The organism is Actinomadura parmotrematis (assembly GCF_019458805.1).
GTDB classification, from domain to species: Bacteria; Actinomycetota; Actinomycetes; order Streptosporangiales; family Streptosporangiaceae; genus Spirillospora; species Spirillospora parmotrematis.
The window spans coordinates 241757-257455 of sequence record NZ_JAIBOA010000005.1 but is presented as its reverse complement, the minus strand read 5'-3'; the positions used below and the strand labels follow the sequence as shown (position 1 = coordinate 257455).

The 15699-nt window shown below is 74.2% G+C and carries 15 protein-coding genes; 11 read left to right on the top strand and 4 right to left on the bottom strand.

The annotated features are described in order from the left end of the window. Positions 1-20 precede the first annotated feature (20 nt). On the bottom strand, positions 21-614 hold the full coding sequence (locus K1Y72_RS10475) for a TetR/AcrR family transcriptional regulator (RefSeq protein ID WP_220165562.1): 594 nt from the start codon (positions 612-614) through the stop codon (positions 21-23). 119 nt (positions 615-733) lie between these two features. Between K1Y72_RS10475 and K1Y72_RS10470 the strand changes: the two genes are divergently transcribed. After that, on the top strand, positions 734-1162 hold the full coding sequence (locus tag K1Y72_RS10470; protein WP_220165560.1) for a plectin: 429 nt from the start codon (positions 734-736) through the stop codon (positions 1160-1162). A 194-nt stretch (positions 1163-1356) separates the two neighbouring features. After that, positions 1357-2019: a maleylpyruvate isomerase N-terminal domain-containing protein gene (locus tag K1Y72_RS10465; RefSeq protein ID WP_220165558.1), complete on the top strand. Its 663-nt coding sequence runs from the start codon at positions 1357-1359 to the stop codon at positions 2017-2019. 57 nt (positions 2020-2076) lie between these two features. Here K1Y72_RS10465 and K1Y72_RS10460 read toward each other — a convergent pair whose 3' ends face one another. Beyond that, complete coding sequence (locus K1Y72_RS10460) at positions 2077-4365, bottom strand: catalase (protein WP_220165556.1); 2289 nt, start codon at positions 4363-4365, stop codon at positions 2077-2079. A 272-nt stretch (positions 4366-4637) separates the two neighbouring features. Here K1Y72_RS10460 and K1Y72_RS10455 point away from each other — a divergent pair, with 272 nt between their 5' ends. Further along, positions 4638-6017, top strand: a complete 1380-nt coding sequence (locus K1Y72_RS10455) for an MFS transporter (protein ID WP_220165554.1) — start codon at positions 4638-4640, stop codon at positions 6015-6017. A gap of 142 nt (positions 6018-6159) precedes the next feature. Further along, complete coding sequence (locus K1Y72_RS10450; RefSeq protein ID WP_220165552.1) at positions 6160-6420, top strand: metallothionein; 261 nt, start codon at positions 6160-6162, stop codon at positions 6418-6420. Positions 6421-6430: 10 nt separating this feature from the next. Here K1Y72_RS10450 and K1Y72_RS10445 read toward each other — a convergent pair whose 3' ends face one another. Next, the gene (locus K1Y72_RS10445; protein ID WP_220165550.1) at positions 6431-6961 is read right to left on the bottom strand and encodes an NUDIX domain-containing protein; all 531 of its coding nucleotides are present in this window, start codon (positions 6959-6961) and stop codon (positions 6431-6433) included. Positions 6962-7390: 429 nt separating this feature from the next. On the opposite strand from K1Y72_RS10445, the gene nirB reads away from it, so the two are divergent. Genes nirB through K1Y72_RS10425 form a run of 4 tightly spaced genes read left to right on the top strand, consistent with a single transcriptional unit; the run spans position 7391 to position 12350 of the window. Next, positions 7391-9967 carry a nitrite reductase large subunit NirB gene (gene nirB / locus K1Y72_RS10440; protein ID WP_220165548.1) on the top strand — a complete coding sequence of 859 codons (2577 nt, stop codon included), beginning with the start codon at positions 7391-7393 and terminating at the stop codon, positions 9965-9967. Beyond that, entirely contained in the window at positions 9964-10437 is a 474-nt protein-coding gene (gene nirD / locus K1Y72_RS10435; protein WP_220165546.1) for a nitrite reductase small subunit NirD, read from the top strand. Before nirB ends, nirD begins: the two co-directional genes overlap by 4 nt. Next, positions 10421-11614, top strand: a complete 1194-nt coding sequence (locus K1Y72_RS10430) for a uroporphyrinogen-III synthase (protein WP_220165544.1) — start codon at positions 10421-10423, stop codon at positions 11612-11614. Before nirD ends, K1Y72_RS10430 begins: the two co-directional genes overlap by 17 nt. Continuing rightward, positions 11607-12350 carry a sirohydrochlorin chelatase gene (locus tag K1Y72_RS10425; protein WP_220165542.1) on the top strand — a complete coding sequence of 248 codons (744 nt, stop codon included), beginning with the start codon at positions 11607-11609 and terminating at the stop codon, positions 12348-12350. Before K1Y72_RS10430 ends, K1Y72_RS10425 begins: the two co-directional genes overlap by 8 nt. 25 nt (positions 12351-12375) lie before the next feature. Here the strand turns inward: K1Y72_RS10425 and K1Y72_RS10420 are convergent, their stop codons facing one another. Continuing rightward, positions 12376-12900: a MarR family winged helix-turn-helix transcriptional regulator gene (locus K1Y72_RS10420; protein WP_220165540.1), complete on the bottom strand. Its 525-nt coding sequence runs from the start codon at positions 12898-12900 to the stop codon at positions 12376-12378. A gap of 94 nt (positions 12901-12994) precedes the next feature. Here K1Y72_RS10420 and K1Y72_RS10415 point away from each other — a divergent pair, with 94 nt between their 5' ends. The 3 genes from K1Y72_RS10415 (at position 12995) to K1Y72_RS10405 (ending at position 15646) form a co-directional block, all read left to right on the top strand. Then, positions 12995-13987, top strand: coding sequence for an ATP-binding cassette domain-containing protein (locus tag K1Y72_RS10415; RefSeq protein ID WP_220165538.1), 993 nt, complete (start codon positions 12995-12997; stop codon positions 13985-13987). A 2-nt stretch (positions 13988-13989) separates the two neighbouring features. Next, entirely contained in the window at positions 13990-14952 is a 963-nt protein-coding gene (locus K1Y72_RS10410; protein ID WP_220165536.1) for an ABC transporter permease, read from the top strand. A gap of 106 nt (positions 14953-15058) precedes the next feature. After that, positions 15059-15646 carry a hypothetical protein gene (locus K1Y72_RS10405; RefSeq protein WP_220165535.1) on the top strand — a complete coding sequence of 196 codons (588 nt, stop codon included), beginning with the start codon at positions 15059-15061 and terminating at the stop codon, positions 15644-15646. The last annotated feature ends 53 nt before the right edge of the window (positions 15647-15699 follow it).

Here is a 15699-nt window from a genome sequence, read left to right as displayed (position 1 = left end):
TCCGTGCTGGCCGGTCCGCGCTAGCCGGTTCGCCGGGCGGGCCGCACCGAGTCCAGGACCAGGTCGAGGGCGGTGTGGAAGCGGACGTCCCAGTCGGTGCGCTCGCCCTGGCCGGGGGCGTTCCCGCGCACCTCCAGGGCGGTGTGGCCGATGACCAGGGCGAGCAGGGCGTGGGCGGCGCCGGCGGCGGCGTCCTCGGGCACCCCGCCGCGCCGCAGGATCTCGCGGAGGGAGGCGGTGGTGCTCATCAGCGCGGCCGGGTTGCGGCCGGTGACCAGCAGCGGCAGCACGCCGGCGTGCTCCAGCAGCCGGGCCCGGTAGGAGGTGGCCCAGCGGCGCAGCTCGTCGCGCCAGGCGCCGCCGCCGCGGTCGCCGGCGGGCGCGGCGGCGGGGGCCGCGGCCACGTGCGCGACGAGGGCGTCCAGGAGCTCCTCCTTGCCGCGGGGCAGGTGGTGGTAGATCGCCATCGCCTCGACCTCCAGCGCGTCGCCGAGGCGCCGCATGGTGAGCCGGCCGAGGCCCTGGCCGTCGATGATCTGCAGGGCCGCCTCGACGATCCGCTCGATGGAGAGCGGCGGGCGGTGCTGGGCGTTGATGCTCGGTTGCCGGACCATGACCCCACCTTACTACGTAAAGGATGGGGGCCGGGTGTCCCCCGTCACAACGCGCCGCGGGCGAGCGTACGCTTGCCCCGTCCATAACCGAGGACGCGATCGATGCAAAGGAGCCGCAGATGCCGCTGGGCCGCCGGGTGAGCAAGGACGTCGCCGCGCCGTACGAGGCCGACCGCGAGCTGGCGAAGGACTACCGGGAGCTGCTGGCCGCCGCTGGGCGGGCCGAGGGGGAGTTGCGCGCGGCGCAGGAGGCGGGCCGGCCTGCTGCTGAGCTGCATGAGCTGTCGGTCGCGTTCGACGGGGCGTTGGGGGAGGCGTTGGCGGCGGCGGAGGCCGCTGAGCGGGTGGAGATCGGGCCGAAGGGGTATCGGACGGCCGGGCAGGATGCCAAGGCGCGGCGGGCGGCGGAGATCGGGCGGCGTAAGGGGTTGGCGCGGCCGGGTGTGCGGCCGTGGAGTGCGGAGATCGACCGGTTGCGGACCGCTCGTGAGGAGTTGCGTTTCTCCTATCGGACGCGCCCGACGGTGGCGGACGCGCCGACCGTTTGAGGGTGGTGGTGGAGGGCCGGTGACCTGGTGGGACGTGTCGGCGTGGCATGGTCCTGGCGAGTGGCACCGGCCATCGAGTTCTGAGATTCTGCCGTCTCACGGGGAAAGCCGGGACGCTGTTGGGGCGTGCCCGGCCGGGGGCGGCGGGCGCGGTGGTGCGGGCCCGCCGCGTGCAGGGGGAGGGGGGTCACCAGGTGGAGCGCACGCCGCCCGAGCGGCACCGTGTCCTGGAGTGCTATCAGGAGGGGGTGCAGGCGATCCGCGCGCTGGCGGCCCGGGTGCCCGACTGGAGGGTGGCGACGCCGTGCACTGAGTGGGATGCGTTGGAGTTGGCGGGGCATCTGCGGTGTGTGGCGGAGGGGTATTTGGAGTATTTGCAGGATTCGCCGGATAGCAGGTTGGCGAAGTTGTTCGGGCAGGATGCGGCGACGGCGGTGTTGATTCGTCAGCAGGCGCGGCAGAACGCGGCGGAGTTGGCGGTGCTGCCGGTGGAGAGTGGTGCGGCGCGGGTGGTGGCGTTCACGGTGTCGGCGGGGGCGTATGCGGATCTGGTGCCGGATCAGTGGGATCGGACGCATTTGATCCATCGGGGGACGAAGTACACGGTGGGGGATCACGCGGGTGCGGCGTGTGTGGAGTGGCATCTGCACGCGTGGGATCTGGCGCGGGCGGTGGGGGAGGATCATCGGCCGGGGGATGCGGAGTTGCTGGTGTCGGCGTGGCATTGGGGGGTTCCGCATCTGCCGTTGGTGGTGGGTGAGGGGTTGGATGCGTGGGAGGCGGTGTTGCGGTCGTCGGGGCGTTCGTTGCGTTGGCCTGATATTCCGGCGGCGCCGTTGTATCGCCGGACGGGGTGAGGCGGCCCCGGCGGGTGCCGGGGCCGCCTCAGCGGGTGGTGCGGGTGGTGGTGTGGGTCAGGTGAGGTCGCCGGCGGCGGGGAAGCGTTCCCAGACGCGGTGGCGGCCGAGCAGTTCGGCGATCTGCTGGAGGACGGCGGTGCCGCCGGTGCCGGTGATGACGCCGGTGGCGCCGTCGGGGATGCCGGCGGCGGTGAGGGCGGTGGTGGCGTCGCCCCAGCCGCCGATGGCCTTGGCGTGGCGGTAGGCCTCGTTGAGCAGTTGGGTGACGCGCGGGTCGACGGCGGCGTCGGTGGGTTCGCGGAGGCCGGCCTTGGCGTCGCGGGCGCCGTAGGCGTCGTCGCCGGGTGCGGGTGCGCCGGCGATGAGCAGGGCGTCGAATTCGATCGAGCGGGCGGTGGCGAAGGTGCGCTGGGCGACGAGCGGGCCGTCGCCGAGGGGGCCGCCGGTGGGGGCGATGAGGAGGGGGACCATGTCGCCGTCCAGGATCGCGGTGCGGGTGGCGGTGATCTCGGCGAGGTCGGCGTCGGGGCCGGCGATGATGCCGATGATGCGGCCGGTGGTGGGCCAGACCTTGCCGACTTGGGAGAGGGCGGGGCTGGGCTGGACGTCGGTGGGGGTGCCGGTGGGCTGGGGTGCGGGCAGGCCGAGGCTTTGGGCGACCTTGGTGCAGAGGACGGGGTCGATTTCGGCGAGGACCTTGAGGTAGCGCTCCTTGATGGGCTGTTCGTAGCACTTGCCGAGTTCGAAGCTGTAGGCGTCGATGAGGTGTTCGCGTTCGACGGGTGACAGGCTGGCCCAGAAGAGGCGGGGCTGGCTGAAGTGGTCGTCGAAGGTGGCGGGTGCCTGGCGGACGCGGGGTGCGGCGGCGACTTCGACGGGGACCTCGATGTAGCCGCCTTGGGCGGCGCCGGCGAAGAAGGGGCAGCCGCCGTCGAGGGAGTTGGGTTTGTAGGGGGCGACGCCGCCGTGGACGGCGTGCTGGTGGAGGCCGTCGCGGAGCATGTCGTTGACGGGGGCGTGGGTGCGGTTGATGGGGATCTGGTTGTAGTTGGGGCCGCCGAGGCGGGTGATCTGGGTGTCGATGTAGGAGAAGAGGCGGCCGGCGAGGAGGGGGTCGTCGGTGACGTCGATGCCGGGGACGAGGTGGCCGGGGTGGAAGGCGACCTGTTCGGTCTCGGCGAAGTAGTTGGTGGTGTTGCGGTTGAGGGTCATGAGGCCGATGGGCTGGACGGGTGCCAGCTCCTCGGGGACGATCTTGGTGGGGTCGAGCAGGTCGATGCCCTCGAACATCTGGTCGGGGGTGTCGGGGAAGGTCTGGATGCCCAGTTCCCATTGGGGGTGGGCGCCGGCTTCGATGGCGTCGAACAGGTCGCGGCGGTGGAAGTCGGGGTCGGCGCCGGCGGTGATCTGTGCTTCTTCCCAGGTGAGGGAGTGGACGCCGGCCTTGGGCTTCCAGTGGAACTTCACCAGGGTGGTGGCGCCTTCGGCGTTCTCCAGGCGGAAGGTGTGGACGCCGAAGCCCTCCATGGTGCGGTAGGAGCGGGGGATGCCGCGGTCGGACATGTTCCACATGGTGTGGAAGGTGCCTTCGGTGTGCAGGCCGACGAAGTCCCAGAAGGTGTCGTGGGCGCTCTGGGCCTGGGGGATCTCGCGGTCGGGGTGGGGTTTGCCGGCGTGGATGACGTCGGGGAACTTGATGGCGTCCTGGATGAAGAAGACCGGGATGTTGTTGCCGACCAGGTCCCAGATGCCTTCGGTGGTGTAGAACTTGGTGGCGAATCCGCGGGTGTCGCGCACGGTGTCGGCCGAGCCGCGGGAGCCGAGGACGGTGGAGAAGCGGACGAAGACCGGGGTCTGGACGCCTTCGGCGAGGAAGGCGGCCTTGGTGACGCCGGCGGCGGTGCCGTAGCCGGTGAAGACGCCGTGGACGGCGGCGCCGCGGGCGTGCACGACGCGTTCGGGGATGCGTTCGTGGTCGAAGTGGGTGATCTTCTCGCGCAGGTGGTGGTCGCGCAGCAGGACGGGGCCGCGGGGGCCGGCCTTGAGGGAGTGGTCGGTGTCGGGCAGGCGGGTGCCGGTGGCGGTGGTGAGGTAGGCGCCCTGCTGGGCCTTGGATTCGGGTGGGGCGCCGGTGGGGGCGCCGGTCGGGGTGACGGTGGCGGGCGTGCCCTGGTCGGGCTTGGGGGGCAGGGGTTCGCGCGGGGTGGTGGGTTCTTCGACGGTGGGCGTGCTGGGGCTGGGCCGGCCGGGGATGGGCTGCTCGCCGGCGGTGCCGCCGGTGGCGGCGGTGGCGGCGTCCTTGACCTTCTCCACGGCGGCCTTCACCGGGTTCTCCTCGGCCATCTGGGTGTCTCCTCGCGTAGCTGGGTCAGCGCGGCGGGGGTTCCGGTGTGCCTGTTCGGTCACGCCGGGTGTCCGCCGCGTCACTGTTCCGATCTGCTGCTGTTCCCGCTACCCGGGGTCGGGGCTTTGAACCGATCAATTTTGGGGGCCCGGTTTCACAGGGGCGGGTTTCGGGTGTGCGCACGATGTAGCAGTGCGGGCACAGTGGGCGTCGCCGGTTGTAACGGGTGGTTCCTAGCGTCGGGGGTGTCCGACGACAGGAAGGCTGGGGCATGACCGCGCTGGATGAGACGACCGCCGCGCCCGCGCCGGGGCGCGGCCGCCATTGGATCGATGACTGGCGGCCCGATGATGAGGCGTTCTGGGCGTCCACGGGGCGCCGGGTGGCCGTTCGGAACCTGGTGTTCTCCATCATCACCGAGCATCTGGGGTTCTCGGTGTGGCTGCTGTGGAGCATCGCGGTGCTCTCGCTGCCGGGGGCGGGGATCCACCTGTCGGTGGGGCAGGCGCTGTGGTTGACGACGGTGCCGAACCTGGTGGGGGCGGTGCTGCGGGTGCCCTATACCTTCGCGCCGGCGCGGTTCGGGGGCCGTAACTTCACGGTGGTGAGCGCGCTGCTGCTGCTGGTGCCGTGCGGGTTGTTCGTGTATGCGATCGGGCATCCGGGGATCCCGTTCTGGGCGCTGCTGCTGATCGCGGCGACGACGGGGCTGGGGGGCGGGAACTTCGCGTCCTCGATGGCCAACATCACGCATTTCTACCCGGCGTCGCGCCAGGGGCTGCCGCTGGGGTTGAACGCGGCGGGCGGGAACCTGGGGACGAGCGTGACGCAGCTGGCGATGCCGCCGCTGATCGTGGCGTTCGGGCTGGTGGCGGTGGGCTGGGTGTGGATGCCGCTGGTGCTGGTGGCGGCGGTGCTGGCGTATGTGTTCATGAACAACCTGACGCGGGCGACGTCGTCGTACACGGTGCGGGAGATGGCGGCGGCGGCGCGGGACCGGCAGACGATGGTGCTGTCGGTGCTGTACGTGGGGACGTTCGGGTCGTTCATCGGGTACTCGTTCACCTTCGGGGTGCTGATCAAGAGCCAGTTCCCGGAGGTGAAGGGCGCGCACGTGATCTGGCTGGGGGCGTTCGCGGGGTCGGTGGCGCGCCCGCTGGGCGGGTGGCTGGCCGACCGGTTCGGTGGGGCGCGGGTGACGCTGGCGACGTTCGCGGTGATGGCGGCGGGGATCGCGGCGGTGGCCTATGCGGCGGGGGCGGGGTCGTGGCCGCTGTTCCTGGGGGCGTTCCTGCTGGTGTTCGTGGCGACCGGGCTGGGCAACGGGTCGACGTACAAGATGATCCCGGCGGCGTTCGCTGCCCGGTCGATGGCCGAGGTGGACGTGACGCGGGCGGGCGCGGCGGCCGAGGCGGTGGCGGCGTCGCGGCGCCCGGCGGCGGCGGCGATCGGCATCATCTCGGCGGTCGGGGCGGCGGGCGGGGTGCTGGTCCAGCAGGCGTTCCGGGTCTCCCTCGAGCAGACCGGCGGTATCGGCGCCGCGCTGCTGGCGCTGGCGGGGTTCTACGCGCTGTGCCTGGTGCTGACGTGGGCCTGCTATCTGCGGCCGGCGGTGCGTGCGGCGCATCCCGCGCTGGCGCCCACCGTCTGACATCTGCCCTCCGGCACTTCGTCTCTTTGAGGCGGCGTGACGCCCGTCCGGACCCGTTCACGGGGTCCGGGCGGGCGTTTCGCGGTGGGCGCGGGGCGGGTAGGTCGTGATCGTGATGTGGTGGGGGAGGGGAACGGGACAGATGGCGACCTGCGAGGTCTGCGGCAACGACTACGCGCTGTCGTTCGAGGTGCACGCGCAGGGCGCGGTGCACACCTTCGACTCGTTCGAGTGCGCGATCACCCGGATGGCGCCGGTCTGCGAGCACTGCTCGGTGCGGATCGTGGGGCACGGCGTGGAGGTGGAGCGGCACTGGTACTGCTCGGCGCACTGCGCGCGGACGGCCGAGCCCGAGCGCGGCCGGCGGGTCCGCGACAGCGTGCCCGCGCAGGCGCCCGCCTAGAACGGCCCGGTCAGGCGGCGAAGGGGGCCGGGCGGCCGTCCTCCAGGTAGACGGGGCGGCCGGCGGCCAGGGCGGCCAGGCACGGCCCGGTCCGCCGCGCGATGTGGGGCGGCAGGAACGCGGCCGCCTTGTGGGGGGCGACGAGCGCGTGGTCGGACAGCTCCTCGGGCGGCAGGACGATCGCGGCGTGTTCGGCGGCGTCCAGGGCGCCGCCGAACACGAACACGTTGACCGCGTCGATGCCGCCGCGCGGCGGGCCGAAGTCCACGCACAGCAGGCCCGACAGGCGGGGGCGGAGCCCGAGCTCCTCCCCGCACTCGCGCACGCACGCCGCCAGCGGCGACTCACCGGCCTCGATGACGCCGCCGGGCAGCTGCCAGTGGGGCCGGTAGGTGGGTTTGACCAGCAGCATCCGGCCGAGGTCGTCCAGCAGCAGCGCGGCCGCCGCGCCGCGGGTGCGCGGCAGCGAGGCGTAGTAGGCGAGGTCATGGGCGGGGTCGTGGGCGGGGTCGGGGGCGAGGTCGTGGGCGGGGTCGGCCATGCCCCGAGCGTAGGCGGGCGGCCGGGGCGCGGCGGGGGGCCGCGCGCGGGCGCCGGCCGCATCCTGGCCGCGGATCGCCGGGCCGCCGCCGATCCGTGCGGCACCCGCGCCGGCGGCGCCGAATGATCCCTGACGGGAAGTGACAACGCTCGACCCGGGGCCGTCGACAAGTGACGGGCGGGCGCGGGACGGGCGCGGGACGGGCACGGGGCGGGGGCGGGGCTCGCGCGGGTAACGCGGTGAGGCGCCGGAAACCAGCGCGCCGCGCCGGCGAACGGGCCGGGAGTTGCCTGGCGGGAAAGAAGCGGCGGATTTCGCCGTTCCCGGGTTGCGAGATGACCACGAAAGGGTTTCAGAGTGAGCGGCTTTTAACACGCCGGTGACAGACGGGACGCAGCCCCGAAACCGCTCCTGCACAGGATCGGCCCCATGAGCGATGGAGGAGACGCAACGACCCGCATCGTCGTCATCGGCCACGGCCCGACCGGGCACCGGCTGGTGGAGGCGCTGCGCGCCGGCGGTGACGCCGCCCGCTGCACCGTCACCGTGATCGGCGAGGAGACCCGGACGGCCTACGACCGCGTGGCGCTGACCTCCTACCTGACCGACGGCGCCGACCTCGGTCACCCCGCGCACGACGAGGCGGTGGAGATGGTCACCGGGGACGCGGCGGTCGCGATCGACCGGGCGGCCCGCACGGTCCGCACCGCCTCCGGCCGCGTGATCGGCTACGACGCGCTGGTCCTGGCGACCGGCTCGGCGCCGTTCGTGCCGCCGGTGCCCGGCCGCGACCTGCCCGGGGTGTTCGTCTACCGCACCATCGACGACCTGGACGCGCTGCGCGAGCACTGCGCCCGCCTGACCGCCGGAGGACGCGCGGCGGGCGGCGGTGTCGGCGGCGTCGGCGGCGTCGTCGTCGGCGGCGGGCTGCTCGGCCTGGAGGCCGCGCGCGCCCTGCAGGGCCTGGACATGGACACCCACGTGGTGGAGGTCGCGCCCTGGCTGATGCCGCGCCAGCTCGACGAGGGCGGCGGCGCGATGCTGCGCCGCCACATCGAGACGCTCGGCATGACCGTGCACGCCGGCACCCCCATGAAGGGCCTGGAGGCGGGGGCGGACGGCGCGGTCGCCCGCGTCGCCCTGGCCGACGGCACCGGCGTCGACGCGGGCGTGGTGGTGTTCTCCGCCGGCATCCGCCCGCGCGACGAGCTGGCGCGCGGCTGCGGCCTGCCGGTCGGCGAGCGCGGCGGCGTCGTGGTGGACCAGGCGTGCCGCACCGAGGACCCGGCGGTCTACGCGGTGGGCGAGTGCGCCCTCATCGGCGGCACGGTCTACGGCCTGGTGGCGCCCTGCTTCAGCATGGCCGAGGTCGCCGCCGCCCACCTGCTGGCCGACGCCGCGGGCGGCCCGCCCAGCTCGGCGGCGTTCACCGGCGCGGACCTGTCCACCAAGCTGAAGCTGATGGGCGTGGACGTGGCCAGCTTCGGCGACCCGTTCGCCGGGCCCGACCAGGGCGCCCTGGACGTCACCTACACCGACCCGCTCGCCGGGGTCTACAAGCGCCTCATCGTCAGCGACGACGCCCGCACCCTGCTGGGCGGCGTGCTGGTCGGCGACGCCGCCGCCTATCCGGCGCTGCGCGCCCACCTGGGCGCCGAGCTGCCCGGCACGCCCGAGCAGGCCCTGTTCGGCGGGGTGGAGGCGGCCGGCGGGGAGCTGCCGGGCGCCACCGTCATCTGCTCGTGCAACAACGTCAGCGCCGAGACGATCCGCTGCGCCGTCCGCGACCAGGGCTGCACCGACATGGCGGCGGTGAAGGGCTGCACGCGCGCCGGCACCACGTGCGGCAGCTGCGTCCCGCTGGTGAAGAAACTGCTGGACGCCGAGCTGACCGCGGCGGGCGTGCAAGTCAGCAAGGCCTTGTGCGAGCACTTCGAGCACAGCCGCGCCGAGCTGTTCGACATCGCGCGCGTCACCGGCATCACCACCTTCTCCCGGCTCATCGCCGAGCACGGCCGCGGCCGCGGCTGCGACATCTGCAAGCCCGTCGTCGCCTCCATCCTGGCCAGCCTGGGCCACGGCCACATCCTGGAGGGCGAGCAGGCCGCGCTGCAGGACACCAACGACCACTTCCTGGCCAACATCCAGAAGAACGGCACCTACTCGGTGGTGCCGCGCGTCCCCGGCGGCGAGATCACCCCCGACGCGCTCATCGTGATCGGGGAGGTGGCCCGCGACTTCGGCCTCTACACCAAGATCACCGGTGGGCAGCGCATCGACCTGTTCGGCGCCCGCGTCGAGCAGCTCCCCCGGATCTGGAAGCGCCTGGTCGACGCCGGGTTCGAGTCCGGGCACGCCTACGGCAAGGCGCTGCGCACGGTGAAGTCGTGCGTGGGCTCCACCTGGTGCCGCTACGGCGTGCAGGACTCCACCGCGATGGCGATCCTGCTGGAGCTGCGCTACCGGGGGCTGCGCGCCCCCCACAAGCTGAAGTCGGCGGTGTCGGGCTGCGCCCGCGAGTGCGCCGAGGCCCAGAGCAAGGACTTCGGGGTCATCGCCACCGAGAAGGGCTGGAACCTGTACCTGGCCGGCAACGGCGGCATGCGGCCCCGCCACGCCGACCTGTTCGCCACCGACCTCACCGACGCCGAGCTGGTCCGCTACATCGACCGGTTCCTGATGTTCTACATCCGCACCGCCGACCGGCTGCAGCGCACCGCGAGCTGGCTGGAGGGCCTGGAGGGCGGCCTGGACTACCTGCGCGCCGTCATCGTCGACGACGCCCTGGGCATCTGCGCCGAGCTCGACGCCGCCATGGAACGCCACGTCGGCGCCTACTCCGACGAGTGGCGCGACACCCTGGAGGACCCCGCCAAGCTCGGCCGCTTCGTGTCCTTCGTCAACGCTCCCGACACCCCGGACCCGAGCATCGTGTTCGCGTCCGAACGCGACCAGATCAAGCCGGTCCTGGTGACCGGCCCCCGCCTGGAGGTTGCCGCCCGATGACCGTCTCGCCCGACACCGCCGTCCGCGCCACCGCGCCGCCCGCCACCGCACCGGCCGCACCGGCGGCACCGGCCGTCCCCGAGCCGGCCGCGCCGGCCGCGCCGGCCGCGCCGGCCGCGCCGGCCGCCGCGCGCTGGCACGCCGTCTGCGACTACGGCGCGCTCACCCCCGAGCGCGGCGCCGCCGCGATGGTCGGCGGCGTCCAGGTCGCGGTGTTCCGCACCAGCGACGGCGCCCTGTACGCGGTCGCCAACCTCGACCCCTTCAGCGGCGCCCAGGTGATCTCCCGCGGCATCACCGGCAGCCGCGGCGGCGCGCCCACCGTCGCCTCGCCCATGTACAAGCAGGTCTTCGACCTGGCCACCGGCGTCTGCCTGGACGACCCGCGCGTCGCGCTGCCCACCTTCGCGATCCGCCGCGGCCCCGGGGACCGGGTGGAGGTGGCGGACCGCGATGAGCAGCGCCGATGAGCCGCTGGCCGGTTTCGCGGTCGGGGTCACCGCCGCCCGCCGGCACGAGGAGCTGGCGATGCTGCTGGAACGGCGCGGCGCCCGCGTGGTGCTGGCCCCCGCCATCCGGCTGATCCCCCTGGCCGACGACGTGGAGCTGCTGCAGGCCACCAAGGAGTGCGTGGCGCGGCCCCTGGACCACGCCGTCGTCACCACCGGCATCGGTTTCCGCGCCTGGCTGGAGGCCGCCGACGGCTGGGGGCTGCGCGAGGAGCTGGTGGCGCGGCTGGAGGGCGTGGGCATCCTGGCCCGCGGCCCCAAGGCGCGCGGCGCGATCCGCCAGATCGGCCTGGCCGAGGAGTGGTCGCCGCCCGCCGAGAGCTGCGCCGAGGTGCTGAAGTACCTGCTGGCCAAGGACCTGCGCGGCGCCCGCGTCGCCGTCCAGCTCTACGGCGAGCAGCTGCCGGAGTTCACCGGCGCGCTGCGCGCCGCCGGCGCCGAGGTCGTGGAGATCCCGGTGTACCGCTGGTCGCGCACCGACGACTCCACGCCGCTGCGGCGCCTGGTCGGCCAGGCCGTCGCCGGCACCGTGGACGCCATCACCTTCACCAGCGCGCCCGCGGTCGCCTCCACCCTGGCGGTGGCGGCCGAGGACGGCCTGGAGGAGCCGCTGCTGGAGGCGCTGCGCACCCACGTGGTCGCCGCCTGCGTCGGCCCGGTCACCGCCCAGGCCCTCACCGAGCGGGCGGTGCCGACGGTGCAGCCCGAGCGGGCCCGCATCGGCGCCCTGGTGCGGGCGCTGGCCGAGAACCTGCCGCGCCGCCGCTCGCGGCGCCTGTCGGTGCGCGGCACCGAGCTGGAGCTGCGCGGCCACGCCGTCGTTCTGGACGGGCAGCTGCGGCCGATCGCGCCGGCGCCGATGGCGATCCTGCGGGCGCTGGCGCGCCGCCCCGGGCACGTGGTGTCGCGGGCCGAGCTGTGCGGGGTGCTGCCGAGCCGGCTGATGTCGGGCGGCTCGCCGTGGGCGCGCGAGGCCCGCCCGCAGGCCGACGAGCACGCCGTGGAGATGGCGGTCGCGCGGCTGCGCCGCGGCCTGGGCCGCACCGGCATCGTGGAGACCGTCGTCAAGCGCGGCTACCGGCTGGCCTGCGACCCGCGCATGGCCGCCGAACCCCTGCGGGCGGAGTTCCATGGCTGACGCGCAGGAGACGACGGCGTGCGCGCGGCCCGGCGCGCCCGCGCTGCTGGCGGTCGCCCACGGGTCGCGCGACCCGCGCGCCACCGCCGGCGTGCGGGCCCTGCTGCGGCGCGTGCGCGCGCTGCGCCCGTGGATCGCCGTCGCCGAGTCCTACGCCGAGATCGCCGCGCCGTCCCTGGAGGACGCCCTGCACGGCGTGGACGGGCCGCTCGTCGGCGTCCCGCTGCTGCTGGCGCGCGGCTACCACGCGCTGATCGACGTCCCGGGGCGGGTGGAGCGCCGCCGCCCCGACGCCGCGGTGGCGCGGCCGCTGGGCCCGCACGCCCTGCTGGCGGCGGCGCTCGCCGAACGCCTGGCCGAGATCCCCGCGGCGCGCCGCGGCGACGCGGTGGTGCTCGGCGCCGCCGGGTCCAGCGACCCCGCCGCGCTCGCCGACCTGCGCACCGCCGCCCGCCTGCTGGCCCGCCGCACCCGGCGGCCGGTGCCCTTCGGCGTCGTCGCCGGCACCGGCCCCGCCCTGGACCGGGTGATCGCCGAGCAGCGCGCGCGGGGCGCCGCACGTGTGGTCGTGGCGTCCTACCTGCTGGCGCCCGGCCACTTCCAGGACCGCCTGGAGACCGCCGGCGCCGACCACGTCACCCGCCCCCTGGGCGACCACGACGCGCTCGCACGCCTGGTGCTGCGCCGCTACGACCAGGCCCGCCTGCGCATGACCGCCGTCGTCCCCGTCCCCTGACCCCGCCCCCTCGCGGGGCGCGGGGTCAGGCGATGGGCGGGCGGGCGCCGCCGGGGGCGAAGCGCGGGTCGTGGTGGGCCAGGACCCGCAGCAGCATGTCCTCCAGATCGGCCCGCTCCTGCTCGGCCAGCGGCGCGAACAGCTCCTCGTTCAGGCGCGCGCGCCGGTCGCGCTGCGCCGCCAGGGCCCGCCGGCCCGGCCCGGTGACCTCGAGGCGGTAGCGGCGGCGGTCGCCGGGATCGCGGCGCCGCTCCACCAGGCCGTCGCGCTCCAGCGCGTCCACGACCGCGACCAGGTCGCCGGCGTCGGTCCACAGCCGGTCGCTCACCTCGCGCTGCGACAGCGGCCCGTAGGCCGCCACGCACGCCAGCGCCATCAGGTGCGGCATCCGCAGCAGCCCGCCGTTGTCGGCGGTGCGCGTCGTGCCGGCCTTGCGGCGGATCAGCCGGACCAGCTCGTACACCAGGTAGGAGGGCGCGCTGAGCAGGGGCTCGGGCGCGGACTCGGGCGCGGACTCGGGCGGGGCGGCCGGCGGGGAGCCGTCGGGCATCGATCATTCCTTGGTCGCACTAATATCTCTTGACGTGAGAGACAGGATACACCTACGGTTGTCCGGTCCAAGGAACGACACGCGAGGAGACCTCATGCCCGAAGGGGAACCGGCCGTCGTCGTGGACGGCCTGGTGAAGAGGTTCGGCGACACCGAGGCGGTCCGAGGGATCGGCTTCACGGTGGCGCCGGGGGAGGTCTTCGGCTTCCTCGGCCCCAACGGGGCCGGCAAGTCCACCACCATCAACATGCTGTGCACCCTGCTGCGCCCCACCGGCGGCGTCGCCCGCGTCGCCGGCCACGACGTCGTCGCCGAACGCGACGACGTGCGCCGCCGCATCGGCCTGGTCTTCCAGGACCCCACCCTGGACGGCTACCTCACCGGCGAGCAGAACCTGCGCTTCCACGCCGAGCTGTACGGCGTGCCGCGCGCGGTCGCCGCCGGCCGCATGCGGCAGGTCCTGGACATGGTCGGCCTGTGGGACCGCCGCAAGGACCGGGTGTCGACCTACTCGGGCGGCATGCGCCGCCGCCTGGAGATCGCCCGCGGCCTGCTGCACTCCCCGCGGGTGCTGTTCCTGGACGAGCCGACCGTCGGCCTGGACCCCCAGACCCGCGCCTCCATCTGGGAGTACATCCGCCGGCTGCAGGCCGCCGAGGAGATCACCATCTTCATGACCACCCACTACATGGACGAGGCCGAGTACTGCGACCGGATCGCCATCATGGACTCGGGCACCATCGTCGCCCTGGACGCCCCCGAGGCGCTGAAGGCCGCCGTCGGCAAGGACCGCGTGCAGATCCGCACCCCCGACGGCACCGCGGCCCTCGCCGCCCTGAAGGAGCGCTTCGGCCTGGACGCCGTCCTCGCCGAGGGCGCGGTGACCTTCGCCGTCGCCTCCGGCGAGGCGTTCGTGCCGCGCCTGTTCGCCGACCTCGGCGTGCCGATCACCGCCGTCAGCGTCGCCCGGCCCTCCCTGGACGATGTGTTCTTCACCTACACCGGCAGCACCATCCGCGACGCCGAGGGCGCCGGCAAGGGCACCGACCGGATGCGCATGGCGATGGCCGCGCGCGGGAGGCGATGAGCATGGCCACCACCTCGACCCCCGGCCCGACCCCCGAGCCGACCCCCGAGCCGACCCCCGAGCGGGCCCTCGCCTCCGGCCCGGCCCCGGGCGCCGCGCCCGCCGTGCCCGCCGTCGCCGCCGTCCGCGTCCCCGAGCGCAGCCTCGCCCACGACCTGCGCGCCGTGAAGATCGTCCTGCACCGGGAGCTGATCCGCTTCCTGCAGGACCGCATGCGCATCGCCTCGGGCCTCGTCCAGCCCGTCCTGTGGCTGCTGGTCATGGGCACCGGCCTGGCCAAGCTCACCGCCTCGGCCGGCGGCTCCCACGGCGAGGTCAACCTGCGCACCTTCATCTTCCCCGGCGTGTGCGCCATGTCGGTGATGTTCACCGCCATGTTCTCGGCCGGCTCCATCGTGTGGGACCGCGAGTTCGGGTTCCTGCGTGAGATGCTCGTCGCGCCGGTCTCGCGCGCCTCCATCGTCGTCGGCAAGTGCATCGGCGGCGCCGTCGTCGCCACCCTGCAGGGCGTCATCATCCTCGCCCTCGCCGGCCTGGCCGGCGTCCCCTACGACCCGCTGCTGCTCGCGCAGATGCTCGGCCTGATGTTCCTCGGCGCCTTCGCCCTCACCGGCTTCGGCGTCATGCTCGCCGCCCGCATCAAGGCCATGCAGGCGTTCTTCGCCGTCATGCAGATGGCCATGATGCCCATGATGTTCCTTTCAGGAGCTTTGTATCCGCTGAACGGCCTCCCCACCTGGCTGACCGTCCTCACCCGCCTGAACCCGCTCACCTACGCCGTCGACCCCCTCCGCCAGGCGGTCTTCGCGCACCTGCACGTCTCCGAGCAGATGCAGCGGACGTTCAACCCCGGCGTGACCTGGGGAGACTGGCGCGTCCCCGTCGGCCTGGAGATCCTCATCGTGATCGCCATGGGCCTCGGCCTGATGGGCGTGGCGATCTGGGAGTTCCGCCACGGCGACTGACCCCGCCCGGAACGGGTTTTGGGTCTGGCGGCGGGACGGGGCGGGCGGCCAGGATGGTGCCGCCCGCCCTCGATCATGAAGCGGGACCCGACCCCCGGGAGCCCCCGTGCGACCACGCCTGCCCGCCGCCGCGCTGGCGGTCCTGCTCGCCGCCGGATGCGGCGGCACGGGCAACGGCACGGGCGCCGGCGGCGCGGGCGCGACGAGCGAGCCGCCGCCGCTCGCCCAGGCCAGCCCCACGCCCCTGGCCGCGCCCTCCAACACCCGCACCCCCGGACCGGCCGTCACCAAGGTGTGCGCCCTGGCCGGCGCCGCGCTGGTGGCCTCGGCCCTGAAGACCCCCACCCGCCCCCGGGCCCGCGAGACCGCCCACCCCGGCGGCGCCCGCTCCTGCCGCTACCAGTACGCGAGCACCTGGGTGGAGATGTGGGCGGTGCTCGAACCCGCCCGCCGCTCGCCCGACCTCACCGTCCAGGCCGTCATCGGCCAGTACACCGGCACCCTGGAGAAGGTCCCCGGCCTCGGCGACGCGGCCCTGTACGCCGGCGGCAGCGCCGCCAACGCCGCCGAGACCCTCGCCGTCGCCCGGCTGGAGGGCACCCGCATGCGGACCATCACCCTGTCGGCGTTCCTGGACGGCCACAACCGCGACGGCCTGGCCGCCATCGCGCGCACCGCACTGGAACGGAGCTGACCCCGTGCGACGGACAACGGCGACACCGGCGGCGACACCGGCGGCGGCATCGG